We start from the raw sequence: 13,707 nt of genomic DNA, 5'->3' as shown, positions 1-13,707 counted from the left end.
AGCAATGTTATATTAGCGTTCCTAATTAGGAAAGGAACGCTGTATGAAAGTTGTACACACATCAGACTGGCATCTCGGTCAGCAATTTTATGAACATAATCGCTATGAAGAGCATCAGGCTTTTTTAAACTGGCTCATCCAAGAGTTAGTTGAAGTTGATGCTGATCTGTTGGTTATTAGTGGCGATATTTATCATACAGCAACGCCTCCAGCGACAGCTGAGCAACAGTTATATGCGTTCATCAAGCTTGTCAAAACAACCTCCCCTCATTTGCATATCGTCATTATTGCGGGCAATCATGATTCTGCCAATCGCATTGAAACAGCGAAACCATTGCTACAACAGTTTGATACCCATGTAGTCGGTAAATATGACAAACATGCACCAGAAGAGGTGGTTAAACTGATCCACACGCGTTGTGGTGCGGTTCAAGTTGTCGCGATGCCTTTTTTGCGCAGTGCCGATATGACTCAAGTTGACGGCGACGACTCTGGTTACGCACAAGCAGTGCAGCAGGCTTACCTGTCTGCGTATGAGCAGATAAGCGATAAGTCGCTTCCTGTGGTCACTTTAGGTCACCTACATGCAAAAGGTGGGGATATTTCAATGGACTCTGAGCGCAATATTACCATTGGTGGCTTTGATTCGATTCATGCTGATGTGTTTGGAGACACGCCTGACTATGTGGCCCTTGGTCACCTGCATAAAGCACAAAAAGTCGCAAACAATGAGGCAATACGTTACAGCGGTACACCTTTCCCGATGTCGTTTTCTGAGCGCAACTATAAGCATCAGATACTGCTGGTTGAATTTTCTGGTAAGCAAATCACTGAGATAACACCAAGATATGTGCCAAGACACAAGGATGTCATTTTATTACCAGAAAAAGGCGGCGCGACTTTGCAAGCGCTTTGTCAAGCGATTGAAGACTTGGAGTTACCAGCAGAGGGAGCAGAACCTAAGCCTTATTTAAGGTTGCGTTTGAATGCTAACGAAACTGACAGTCAATTTCGTCACAAAATAGAACAAGCTCTGGCTGATAAACGCGTCCATTTTTGCGGTATAGAGCGTGTCTCGCAGGCGACAGATAATGAGAATACGCCACTGTTTGAGGACTTAAGTAAAGTGAATGACCTCGCACCGTTTACTTTATTAGAGTTGGCATACAAAGAACAAATAGATAAGGAATCTGCATTGCCACAAGAATTACAAGCATGTTTAGAGACGGTATTAGTTGCATTAAATGAGCAAGGAGAACTATGAGGATCCTTACTATTGAGGTTAAAAACTTAGCCTCTTTGCCAGAAGCGCGTATCGACTTTAACGCTCCTCCTTTGAAAAATACGGGTTTGTTTGCCATCACAGGTGAAACTGGAGCTGGTAAAAGTACCCTGTTAGATGCCATCTGTCTGGCGTTTTACGGTAAAACGGCGAGATTAAAATCAGACTCAAAAAACAAGGTCGCTTTTAATGGCGATGAAATCAAACTGAGTGACCCTAGACATTTATTACGAAGAGGGACAGTGTCAGGTTATGCGCAAGTCGGATTTGTCGCCCAAGATGGTGAGCAATATACTGCGCGTTGGCAAGTAGCTCGTGCCCGCAATAAAGTAGATGGGCGAATTAAAGAAGCAGAATTAGTGTTACTGGATGCCGCTGCTGATCAGGTACTGGCGCAAAAATCCAACGCAAAGCAAAAGCTATTACAATTAATAGGGTTGAATTTTGAACAGTTTACCCGAGCGGTGCTACTAGCTCAGCACGACTTTGCTGCTTTTTTAAAGGCGAATGCGGATGAGCGCGCTCAGTTGCTGGAGTGTCTGACTGCGACTGAGCAGTTTAGCCGAGTTGGCAAAACCATTTTTGAGTTTCATAAGCAAAAGTCTGAAGCGCTTGCTTTGTTTAAGCAAAAGCTTGGTGATATTGAGCTACTCAGTGAAGAGGCGCTTGCCCAAAAGCAGCAATCTTTAGCTGAGCTACAGCAACAGCAAAGTCAGTTACAATCACAAGTAAAAACGCTCGAACAGCATCTAGGTTGGTACACGGCAAAAACCAAGCTAGAACAGCAATTGACTGTTTTGTCGAGTAGCGTCGAAGAACAAGACGCGGCGCTGGCTAGCCGCAGTGATGAGTTCAAACGTGCACAGCTGGCACAACTGACTCAGCAAATCGCTGATAACCGTACTCAGGCTAAGCAATTTCAGGCTAATATAGTGCGTGCCCAATCTGATCTGAGCGCTTTGGCTGCGCAGGATTTCCACAGCGAGATCTCGGTTCAAGAATCTGCCCTAAAAGCCAGCAATGAGCAATTATCTCTTGCACAAGTTGCATTGAAACAACATGAGCCTGATATTACTAAAGTGAGAGAGCTTGATAAAGTGCGCAATGAAAATGCGACACTTTGTGAGCAATTTGAAGCACAGGTCGCTCAGCAAAAACGGTTGGAGCAACAGTATGCTCATACACTTCAAACACTGAAATCACAACTTACAGCGTTTGATGCTGAGAAAACACTGGTGGATAAGCAATTGTCAGAATCGCCACAGTTGATATCGCTGTGTGCATCTTGGCCTCAAACTTACGAAGTACTGCAACAGTATTTACGTGCGCACCATGACAGAAATGAATTACAGGCCGAGCAATCTGCCTTGGGCTCGCAATATCAAGCTGCGAAGCAAGCTGTTATGGAAGCGCAGCCCCAATGCAGTCAGGTTGAGCAACATGTTAATTCAATGCAGGCTGAAGTGAATCAATTACAGCATAGCTTGAGTGAATTGGACTACGAAAAATTGCAATTTCAGAAGTCACAACTCAATAAGGCGCAACAAGCTTTAGAGCAGCAGCGAGTATTGAGTGATGAACTACTGCAGTTACAGGCACACCTTGATGGTTTGAGGCATCAACAGCACAGTGCGGAGGCTCAGAGAAAAGATGCAGAGCATCAAGATGAACTTACTCGTCAGCAGTTGAATTTAACCCAAGAAAACTTACATCAGGTTAAATTGCGTGCAAGTGACAACATAAGTGCATTGCGCGGACAGTTAGAGCATGGCAAAGAATGCATGGTGTGTGGTGCGACCGAGCACCCTTATCGTGTAGATCATATCGATAGCCATTGGCAGCAATTGATCCGAGACTTTCAAGGCCAGTATCACAGTGCAGAAAAGGCGCGTCAGCAAACGCAAGCCCGTTATCATGAAGTGGTGTCTAACTTAGAGCAAATAAATGGACAGCTGCAAGCCGCGCTGCAACAAAAAGCGCAGATATTAAACAAGCAGAAAGTTAATCAAACCTTGCTTGATGAACTACCTGAGTCACTTCGCGATGCTAAGCAACACGCGCAGCAGCTTGTGCAGATTGATAACAACCTCGCCCTTTACAGCGAACTGAGTAAATCTCAACAGCATAAATGGCAATTACTACAGCAGAATCAGCAGCAGCTTCAGCAGCAGCGAAGTACTTTGCAACAGTATCAGCAGCAACTTCAGTCAATTGAGCAATCACAAGCCACATTAACACAAAGAAGCAATGAATTAGGGCAGACTTGTGAGAAGTTGACGCTACGAATTTCTGAAGTCTATGGCAATGAGGCGTGGTTATCTCAGCTGACTCACTCTGCGGATACCGCAGTGCAGCACTTGTGTGAGCAAGTGAATGCTGTGATGGCGCTGCAAGATAAGCGTGCGCAAATAGTCAAAGATATCGAGCAATGTTTACCTCAGCAGAGCACCACTCAAGCACTGCTTGATAAGGCTTTACAGCAATTAAGCAGCTTTAACGAACAGCTTAGTCAATATCAGCAGCTACGCGATCAAGCGCAAATTCAGCGCGGTGCATTGCTGGCACTTGAAACAACGCCAGAGCAATGGAGTCAGCAACTACACCAAGGTGTTTCTTTGGCGCAGCAACAACTCCAAACGCATAAAGATGAGCTTACTCGTTTAAATAAGGTGCGTGATGAGCAGGCTTTACGTCAAGCACATCTTATCCAGCAGATAAAAGAATATGAGGCTAACCTAGCTGACAACCACACTCGCTTTACAGATTGGTTGGCGCAAACTCAACTTCAATACCCTACTCTGACTGAAGTATTAGTCGATGAGTTACTCGCTTGGCTGCCTGAGTTATGGATGCCATTAATCGAACAGGCAAAATTATTAGAACAACAGCGCGATAACGCAAAGTCACAGTTAGCGCATGTAAAGCAGAATTTGGCGGAGCATACAGAGAGTGGCAAACCTGAACATGCACAGTCGGAAATAGTCACAGCTTTAGACGCACTCAATGCGCAGCATAATCAGTTGCAAACTGAAATGGTGACAGTTTCGGTAGCGCTGCAAACTCATCAAAACAATATGCAAAAGTTACAGTCTCAGCAAGGTGAGCTAGTACAAATGCAAGCTGACTATGAGCATTGGCACTTACTTAATCGTTTACTAGGGGATGCAACAGGCAAAACTATGCGTAATTTAGCGCAAACACAAACGCTAAAAATCCTACTGCATTATGCCAATCATCATTTAATGAGCTTGTCGCGGCGTTATCGTCTGACTGTAATTGGTCAGTCATTGGAAATAGCCATTATCGATCGTGATATGGCCGATGAGCAGCGTAGCGTGAATACCCTATCTGGTGGAGAATCATTCCTAGTCTCTCTGGCGTTGGCGCTAGGGCTAGCATCTCTGTCATCAAACCAAGTGAAAATCAATTCTTTATTTATCGATGAAGGGTTTGGCACACTCGACCCAGAGACATTGAGTGTGGCATTGGATGCACTGGATGCCTTACAGTCACAGGGTCGAAAGGTCGGAGTTATCTCTCATGTGGCTCAAATGACAGAACGTGTTGCGACACAAATTAGGATTAAAAAGCAGTCCGGTGGATACTCTACCGTGACAACAAAGGAAAGTTAAAGAGGAAATATATGCCTACATTCACAGGTGATGAAGCGCTCAGTTACGATAAACGCATTGGTAAATTGGTGCCAGGCTATGAGCTGCTGCATCATACGACTGCAGCACAGCTGAGTGTGACGTTAGATCAAGATGCAACCATACTGGTTATTGGTGCAGGCACAGGCAAGGACATTATTGAGCTGGCAAAGCATAATGCTGGCTGGCAGTTTATTGCGCAAGATATTTCTGCGGATATGCTCGCTATCGCAGATCAAAATTTTACTAACTTGGGGTTGAGTGACAGAGTCACTATTCATCTTGGTCCAATTAAAGATGCAATCTATCAAGCAGATGCAGCTTTATGCTTATTAGTACTTCATTTTGTAAAGGATAATGGCGATAAAGCTGAGCTATTAAAGCAAATTGGCTTGAATTTGCGTGCCGGTGGGCAATTGTTTTTAGCTGATTTGATGCAGCCTGATACCGACTTTGAACGCGCGGCACAGCTACATTATTGTCAGAAGGAGCTTGGGCTGACAGAAGTTGGGGCGCAAACGATGCGTCATCAATTCCAAGAAGCCTTTTACCCTATAAGTGGTGCAAGACTGCATGAACTGACAAGTCTTACTGGGTTTTGCTCCCCTACCCTTTATTTTAAGGCACTTGGTTTTAGTGCCCATGCCATTGCAAAAGGATAGTGATTAAGGCGTATGTGCCCTAATTAATTCGACCAGCTTGGTGATCTTGATATTGCTGAGCTGGCGATAATCAAAATACGGGCACACGATGATTCTGCTTACCTTATCAATGGCAAATTCTTCATCTAACCAGACCATTGAGTGGGTAAAATCGTGATCCCTGATGAGCTTTTTAGCATATGTTCGCCCTGCAATGATGTGCCACTGGTAGTTGTCTTGGCCCAGATCTGGCGGAGAAAACAGCAGAGCTTCTTGTGATTCGGCTTGCAGTAAGCTTTTATCTCTATATGCTTGCCATGTGAGCGTGTTTTTCTCTTCCTTAGTAAAATCATGATCTGGATGACTTAACTCAGAGAGAAATTTACTATATACATTGAACAGCTTTCGCCATCCATTACCGCACTCCTGATTAATATAGTCGATCTCACCCTGACGTAATGGTATGACTTCATTAAGGTTTTTGTATTCTATGAGATTAGGTTTATTTTCGACGTATACAGCTAAAATGCCCGCTGACGCGCCAAAACCATGAGTTAGTATTTTCATGAACTGCCAAGTAGTTTCAACAACTTAATATTCTGCCAGCAGATAGATCGTTTGGCACTCAGTGGCCGTATAGACCACAATATTTAATTGTATCAGTCTATTTACCAATATAGGAGTACAGCGTTTTGAAAATACAGTACTTTGCAAAAGCATGTGTGTTGGTGGCTCTTGTGGCTTTAACAGCATGTACTGGTTTACCCGAAGGGGTTGTACCGGTAAAAAACTTTGATCTGCAGCGTTATCAAGGCACTTGGTACGAAATTGCGCGCCTCGATCACCGCTTTGAGCGTGGCATGCAAAATGTGACTGCAACATATACTTTAAATCAAGATGGCAGTGTTGGTGTTGTTAACAGAGGTTATGTGACTGCCGAGCAAACATGGAAGCAGGCTGATGGTGTGGCTAAGTTTGTATCTGAGCAAGATATAGGTCATTTAAAAGTGTCTTTTTTCGGTCCGTTTTATGGTAGTTATGTTGTTTTTAAATTAGACGAAGCAGACTATCAATACGCTTATGTGACAAGTTATGACAAAGACTATTTGTGGCTATTGTCTCGCACACCACAAGTATCTAATGCTGTTTTGAAAGACTTTCAAAAGACAGCCTTGAAACTTGGTTATGACGTCGACGCGCTAATTTATATGGAACATCACAGCATTAGTTCACTGTAAGCCCCCTTTACAGTCATATTAATAGAGTCTTTCTTTTGACCAAAAAGATTAATATTTCATAAACTTATTTGTCATTACTTCCGTTCAGGCTAGTTGCGCTTATAAAAACCCAATGTAGCAACAAATAATTCGGAGTAATAAAAATGAAGCGCATAGCCTATTCGTTAATTGCCGTGGCCGTCACTGTGGCATTAACAGCATGTGATGGTGATGATGGTGCACCTGGTGTTCAAGGGGATCAAGGTACTGTTGGCGAAAATGGGGTGGATGGTAAAAATGCTCAGCCGGATCTAAATACAGGGGCTGGCTTGGTGCGTATTGCCACTGTACCATCTGGCTCAGAGGTAACGGGAATATTTTTAACTGAGCAAGGGGATCTATTCTTTAATGCTCAGCATCCAAGCGATAGCAATGCCGCTGAAGATGACTTTAACAAACGCCCATTTAATACAGGCACTGTCGGTGTGCTTACTGGGGTGAATTTCAATGAATTACCGCGCAATTTGGCTGATGCCCCCCTTCATTCATCTGACTTCGAAAAGCAAACTGTGGTCACTGCAATTGGCCAATACCAAATACTGGGCCAGACGGGAGATACCTTTTTAGATCTTGGCGATAAAGGTTTAGCTGGCGGTTTAGGCGTCATTTACGGTATGACTTCTGGTGATGAAATCATCAAAAATGATATGCCAGATTTTAACGGTTTCATTTTTGAGTCTGAAACGACAGGTTATCTATTTACCAACTGGGAAGATTATCCTGGTGGTATGAGCCGTTTAAAAATGTCGAAAAGTGATAGTGGTAAGTGGAATGTAGAAGAAGCCATGATGTTGGATTTTGACGCTGTCAAAGGCACCGCAGCGAATTGCTTCGGTTCGGTATCTCCATGGGATACACCTTTGACATCAGAAGAGTGGATCGTAAATTCAGAAGTGGATACGACGACAAACCCTGAATGGAATGCGCCAGAGGTAAATTCACGCTTAACGCAATTTAGAGAGTTTTTAGCGCCGGAATCACCAAACCCATACCGCTATGGCTATATCGCAGAAGTTAAATCACCATTATCAGATAATCCTGTTGTTGAGAAGCACTACACTATCGGTCGCTACGAACATGAAAACGCGGTTGTGATGCCTGACAGTCGCACGGTTTACTCCTCGCAAGATGATACGGGTGGTGTGCTATTTAAGTTTGTTGCAGATACAGCGAAAGATTTAAGCGCTGGTACCTTATATGGTGCAAAATTGACCCAAGATAAAGGATTAAACGACCCCGCTGTGACTGGGTTTGATATCGAGTGGGTGGAAATTGCTTCTGGCACAAATGCAACAATACTTGAATGGATTGAAGAGTATGATGGCATAACACCTGATGAATATGTGGAAGGTAAAACGAATTATATTGCTATGGCTGACGTACAAGCATGGGCTGATGATAAGCAAACTTATCCGACCGCTGAGGAAGGTGGCTCTCCAGTTACTGCTGGCAAGCCAATGGATGACCGAGTAGCATTTTTAGAGTCACGTCAAGCTGCACGTCTTAAAGGTGCAACTGCCGAATGGCGTAAGCTTGAAGGTTTGGCAATCAATCATGACCGTGTGCTTGAAGCCGTGTCAGGTCAAGACGTGGTTAAAGGCGAAGTCGTAGAAAAAGCCTACTTATACATAGGTATTGCTGATATCAATAAGACCATGATTGATGGTGAAGGCGATATTCAATTGTCTGATCGTGTAAAAAGCTGTGGTGGCGTTTATCGCGCCCATATTGATAACAACTACAGCCTTACGCGCATTGAACCTGTGGTAATGGGGTCAACTTATCGTTCTTCACTGGATGAAAGTGAGCGTTGTGACGCAAGTTTACTGGCGCAGCCAGACAATGTGATTGTTATGCGCGATGGACGCATATTGATTGGTGAAGATCACAGTGCAGATTGGAAATACAACAATACATTATGGATGTATGACCCAAAATCAGAATAAAAATTAACGACTATGCGGTGCTTTGCACCGCTTTTTTGGCATTAAAAATGGAAGTCATACAAATGCAATACCCATTACTTATTTCCACACTCGCTTTGACCATCGTGTTGAGCGGCTGCACTGAGCCGCTTGGACAGAACAAAATTTTACCAACCGACACTAAGCAAGTCAGTCACCTCACGCCATATAAACAAGGGGATGATATCCCTGCAATGGCGTATATTGAACATCAAGAAGTCTATAACCCCGAGTCTGTGATACCGCCACAGTGTTATACCAAGACTGACGGAGTAAACAACCCATGTTATGCCTGCCACCAGTCATATCATGATGACAAAACGCGACCTAATGTGATGAAAGATGGAGATTTACAAGGTGATTATGCGTTTTCAGATCTCGGTTTAAAAAACCATTGGAAGAACCTGTTTATCGACCGTACGGATTTGATTAATGGGATCTCAGATCAAGAAATTACTAACTGGATCGAGCAGGATAACTACACACCTTTTATAACAAAAATGATCAAGCGCAGTGACTGGCGTGGTGAAGTAACGCCACTTAAGAATTTGGCGTTTCCAGAGAAAGCCTTTGACGAGTTGGGATTTGCCCGCGACGGCAGTGGTTGGGTTGCATTTAATTATAAGCCTTTTCCAAGTACATTTTGGCCAACAAATGGTTCAACAGGGGACGTGATGATTAGGCTCCCACGCGGCTTTCAAACCAAAGATGGCCTTTATAGTCGGGATATCTATCTGGCGAATTTGAGCCTGACCGAATTGGCCGTGAAAGGTTTGGAGGCCATTTCTGTACCGCGAATTTCAGAGCATGCTGTTGGTCAAGATTTGAATGGAGATGGCAAGCTCAGTGATATTACTCGCATAGTGAAGCAAGCACATTATATCGGAGACACAGAAACGGAATTAGTGCATATGCTCTACCCAGAAGGCACGGAGTTTTTGCACACGGTACGTTATTTGGGCGTTGATGAACACGGTAAAATTTATAATGCACCTCGGCTCAAAGAGTTACGTTATATGAGAAAGCATAACTTTAAATCAAAAAGAGAAATCGCAGGCTCTTATTACCGAGAAGCAAAAGAAAAGGAATTTGAAAAGCTCCCTGTGACACTTTATGTGGGCGATAAAGGCGTAAATAACACATTTGGTTGGATGATTAATGGTTACATAGAGGACAGCCGTGGTGAGCTGCGCCCTCAACATGCTCAAGAATTGGCATTTTGTAATGGTTGTCATAAGACTGTGGGGGCAACGTATGACCAAACATTTTCGTTTGCTCGCAAGGTTGAAGGTGCTGCTGGTTGGGGGTACATCAATCTAAAAACGCAAAAAGATGTGCCAAATGTAGGTGAAGAGCACGGTGAGTTTTTGACATATATGTCCCGAGTTGGCGGCGGTGATGAGTTTCGTCAAAACCAAGAGATGCTTAAAAAGTGGTTTACCGGCGGCAAGGTTGATATGGAAAAAGTACAAAAGGCAGTTAACCTTTACGAGTTAATAACGCCTTCAAAGGAACGTGCACTGGCTTTAAACAAAGCGTATTTAACCATTGTGAGAGAGCAAAGTTATCTCTTTGGTCGTGATGCAACGCTTGTAAAAGCGAAAAATGTATTGCAGAACGTAGATGATTCACAAGCTCCACTGCAACAAGACAAGCAATTTAAATGGGATATGCAGCTAGATTGGTCTAAAAATTAATGGTTTTTAGATTGAAGATATCAAAGAGCGTCATATGAAATTGAATCAGCGACGTTTCTTTGATGTATCAAGTGGCGATTTCACCATGAGATCATGATTTTACTTACTGATTGGTTAAGCTGGGGCTCAATACATAATAGTGAGCTCTCTTACTTACTTTTCAAGGTGTATTTTCTTTAATTATAGGCTTTTAGTACCTGGAGATCACAATTTTACTAAGTTAAAGTCGAAGAGATCATATTTTTACTAACTTAGCCGCAGGTAACTTGGTAAAAATCTGACTTATTATAATTGGGATCAAATTTTTACTAACTCAGCCTACTTAATCTATTCATTTATCTATTAAGTAGAAGAAAACCAACAGTTTTCAATATATTGTTGCCCTCTGTATAGTCCCATAGATCACGAATTTACTAACTTACCTGCCGTTCTATAAATGAGAGATCACATTTTTATCAAGTCAACTTTTCTTAGATCAGGTTTTTACTAACTTTTTATGTGCGATTGATGGTTGGGATCAGTTTTTTACTAGCTGGTGATGCTTTCATTGAATCATAGATCATATTTTTACTAACTAAATCGGATGTGAATAGGTCGAAATAGGTAACGAAAGCGAGGTTGTCCAAAGAAAGCTAGTAAAATGATGATCTGAGCGGCTGATAATTGATATATCAGCCGCCGAACAGCACTAACTAATGATAGTTAGTATGGTTAAAAGACTTGTTAAAGTGGGAAGTAAGTAAAATAGTGATCTTAACCACTTTGCCTTATATGTCATGCTCAATGAGATCACGAGTACAGAGAGTGCCATCTGCCCACAGAACATTAAGCTGCCGTAGCCGATTGATTGTGATAGGTTAATGACAAAGCTTAGTAAAATAATGATCCAGGCACCATAGGTAAAACGCTGGGTTATGGTTTGATTTGGGCGAACACCAAACACACTTTTATAGTGAGCGGTTTTAGCCATTGCAAATCCATAAAACGCACTGAAACACAGAAGGGTGGCTAAGCTGTAGATCATGCTTTTTGCTCCTTACCTGCGGGACGTTTTTGGCGATTAGTTGACTTGACCGAATTTGCTTTAATACCGAGCTTGTTTCCTTGGAAGAAAAACACCGCTGAAGTCGCTAAAAATACAAGGTCAAAGCTTGCTAAAATCCATTTGCTATCCATCAAATAGGTGACTAGATTGCCATTTGTTGTAAGCGCATTGCAAATTGGTAGTAATAGCCAGACTATCGCATTCAAATAAGCGAAACCTTGCCATGCGCGTTTAGTGCGCCAAAGCCCTGCTACTACTGCACAAACGAGCCAAATTAAAAAGAAAGCGAGTATTTCTTTATCTGCTCGGCCTGCGATATCGGCTGGCAAAAGCCTATTTGCGTAGAAAAACCCAGCAGTTGCCAGTGGCAAGCCCATTATCGTGCCTAAGTTTAACGCCTCTACTAATTTGAGCCCAAAGCTTGGTGATTGATTTGGTTTTAAGCGCTCTCTTATGCGTTGAGCCCACATAATACAGCCGGTGGCAATCATTACGCAGCCCGCAATACCACAAATAAAATACAACCAACGCAGGCCTGGGTGAGCAAGTCTGCCGCTATGCACTGCAATCATGCCTCCATACATTATTTCACCACCAGTTGGATCAAGACGCGCTGTTTTTATCAGTTCACCTGAGGCCGCAGAATATTGCCAATACGGGTATTCATCACGAATTAAAGTGCCATTGTCACCATAAATTTTGATTGTTGCACTGATACTACTTGGGTGGTCAACGATCACGCGCTTTATTTTTTGCTCCGGCCAGTTTTGATGAAAGTGTGCAAATGCGGCATCGAAAGCGGGTGAGTTCAGCGCTTGCTCTGATTGTTCGATACGCTGACGTTCTGGATAAAAGTCCGCTCTAAACCCTTTTACACCATCTTCGTATAGTGTATTTGCTGGATCTGGGAATAGCATAAATATCAAAGTGACCAATCCTGTATAGGTGATCATAAGGTGAAAAGGTAACGCCAGTACTGATGATAAGTTGTGTGCATCAAGCCATGCTCTTACGCCTTTTTGTGGTCTAAATTGGAATAAGTCTTTGAAGATACGTTTATGGATCACAATGCCGGAGATGAGTGCGATGAGCATAAAGAGCGATGCTAAACAGACTAACCAGCGGGCGAGTTTGCGGTCCATATAGTGTAAATCGAAATGTAATCGATAGAAAAAGTTACCGCCTCGAGTTTCTACCATCCCTTCAACTGGATCCAGTGTATTTGGATCTAGCTGCTCATCTATCCATTTGTCTCTTTGTCCATCGGGCTGGCTATGGCGATGAGATACATGTACTTCAGGTTGCCTTGGTGAAGGAAGCCCTATCCACCATCTGTTTGCGTCAGGTGCTTTGTTTTGTAAGTAATCCAAGCCAGTATTAATTAATATAGCTTGTTCAACTTTGGGTTGCTCAATCTTGTGAACAGCAGGTTGATTCCATAAACTAATTTCGTGTCGAAAGAAGCTAATCGTGCCAGCAAAGAAAATTAAAAATAATAGCCAACATAGCAAAAGACCAACCCAAGTGTGAAGCCAAGTCATTGATCGAAAAAAACTATCTTTCATATACTTCCCTGAAAAAAATTGGTGAGCAGCGCAATGACGCCGGTGCTAATAATTAAAGCTGCCCAAACCTTGATTAAAGAGCGAGCGGCAAAAGCAGCAATAAATACACAGCTATAAATTAAGATGCTAAGACAAACACTGTATAAAACGGCATCTACTTTACTGGTTGGAAGCAGGAGGCTTAACAGTGAAATACAGTAGGCTGTAAAAAAGTAACCGCCCAAAATTGCCGCGCAAAATCGGGACACAACGCTCAACCTGTATTGAAAAGTCAAAGCATTATCGGCTTGTGACATAACGTTCCTAAATTTTTTTATCAGATCAGTGATTATCTACGAATAGTTTTGCAAATAACAGTAATTATCATTATTAAATGCGCTAAATGCACAATGATTCAGGTTTAAAGAAAAGCGTTAAAGCTTTAGCTACAAGAAAGAGAAAAAAAATTAATTTATTGGTAATGTTTATTCTTTTAGAATGGTTTATTTTACCATTGCAAATGGCGAGCATTTTTAATCTAATTGGAAAAATTTTCAGCTGATTGAATTACTTTCTGATTTATCCGGTCTATTAAAGCAATAACTAG

At 42.6% G+C, this 13,707-nt stretch carries 10 protein-coding genes; 6 read left to right on the top strand and 4 right to left on the bottom strand.

Annotated features, from left to right (window positions below; genetic code table 11):
* Positions 1–43: 43 nt before the first annotated feature.
* The 3 genes from AC2CZC_RS23040 to AC2CZC_RS23030 are packed head-to-tail and all read left to right on the top strand — an operon-like array spanning position 44 to position 5,594.
* A complete protein-coding gene (locus AC2CZC_RS23040; RefSeq protein WP_484585601.1) occupies positions 44–1,264 on the top strand; it encodes an exonuclease SbcCD subunit D in 1,221 nt (406 codons plus the stop codon).
* Entirely contained in the window at positions 1,261–4,914 is a 3,654-nt protein-coding gene (locus AC2CZC_RS23035; protein ID WP_484585600.1) for an AAA family ATPase, read from the top strand. Before AC2CZC_RS23040 ends, AC2CZC_RS23035 begins: the two co-directional genes overlap by 4 nt.
* An 11-nt stretch (positions 4,915–4,925) precedes the next feature.
* Positions 4,926–5,594, top strand: coding sequence for a class I SAM-dependent methyltransferase (locus AC2CZC_RS23030; protein WP_484585599.1), 669 nt, complete (start codon positions 4,926–4,928; stop codon positions 5,592–5,594).
* Between the two features lie 3 nt (positions 5,595–5,597).
* Here AC2CZC_RS23030 and AC2CZC_RS23025 read toward each other — a convergent pair whose 3' ends face one another.
* Positions 5,598–6,140: a DUF6942 family protein gene (locus tag AC2CZC_RS23025; protein ID WP_484585598.1), complete on the bottom strand. Its 543-nt coding sequence runs from the start codon at positions 6,138–6,140 to the stop codon at positions 5,598–5,600.
* A 131-nt stretch (positions 6,141–6,271) separates the two neighbouring features.
* On the opposite strand from AC2CZC_RS23025, the gene AC2CZC_RS23020 reads away from it, so the two are divergent.
* The 3 genes from AC2CZC_RS23020 to AC2CZC_RS23010 all read left to right on the top strand — a co-directional run bounded on the left by AC2CZC_RS23020 (position 6,272) and on the right by AC2CZC_RS23010 (position 10,511).
* On the top strand, positions 6,272–6,811 hold the full coding sequence (locus AC2CZC_RS23020; protein ID WP_484585768.1) for a lipocalin family protein: 540 nt from the start codon (positions 6,272–6,274) through the stop codon (positions 6,809–6,811).
* 143 nt (positions 6,812–6,954) lie between these two features.
* The gene (locus AC2CZC_RS23015; RefSeq protein WP_484585597.1) at positions 6,955–8,796 is read left to right on the top strand and encodes an alkaline phosphatase PhoX; all 1,842 of its coding nucleotides are present in this window, start codon (positions 6,955–6,957) and stop codon (positions 8,794–8,796) included.
* A 62-nt stretch (positions 8,797–8,858) separates the two neighbouring features.
* Positions 8,859–10,511: a hypothetical protein gene (locus AC2CZC_RS23010; RefSeq protein ID WP_484585767.1), complete on the top strand. Its 1,653-nt coding sequence runs from the start codon at positions 8,859–8,861 to the stop codon at positions 10,509–10,511.
* Positions 10,512–11,199: 688 nt separating this feature from the next.
* Here AC2CZC_RS23010 and AC2CZC_RS23005 read toward each other — a convergent pair.
* From AC2CZC_RS23005 to AC2CZC_RS22995, 3 genes are read right to left on the bottom strand one after another with little or no spacing between them, the layout of a single operon-like run.
* The gene (locus AC2CZC_RS23005; RefSeq protein ID WP_484585596.1) at positions 11,200–11,535 is read right to left on the bottom strand and encodes a DUF3325 domain-containing protein; all 336 of its coding nucleotides are present in this window, start codon (positions 11,533–11,535) and stop codon (positions 11,200–11,202) included.
* Positions 11,532–13,121, bottom strand: coding sequence for a PepSY-associated TM helix domain-containing protein (locus tag AC2CZC_RS23000; RefSeq protein ID WP_484585595.1), 1,590 nt, complete (start codon positions 13,119–13,121; stop codon positions 11,532–11,534). The genes AC2CZC_RS23005 and AC2CZC_RS23000 overlap by 4 nt, the downstream gene beginning before the upstream one ends.
* Positions 13,118–13,417, bottom strand: a complete 300-nt coding sequence (locus AC2CZC_RS22995) for a hypothetical protein (protein WP_484585594.1) — start codon at positions 13,415–13,417, stop codon at positions 13,118–13,120. Before AC2CZC_RS22995 ends, AC2CZC_RS23000 begins: the two co-directional genes overlap by 4 nt.
* Positions 13,418–13,707: the final 290 nt, after the last annotated feature.

The sequence above is a fragment of the Pseudoalteromonas sp. MMG033 genome (genome assembly GCF_057197785.1).
This window is presented reverse-complemented; position numbering and strand designations above follow the sequence as displayed.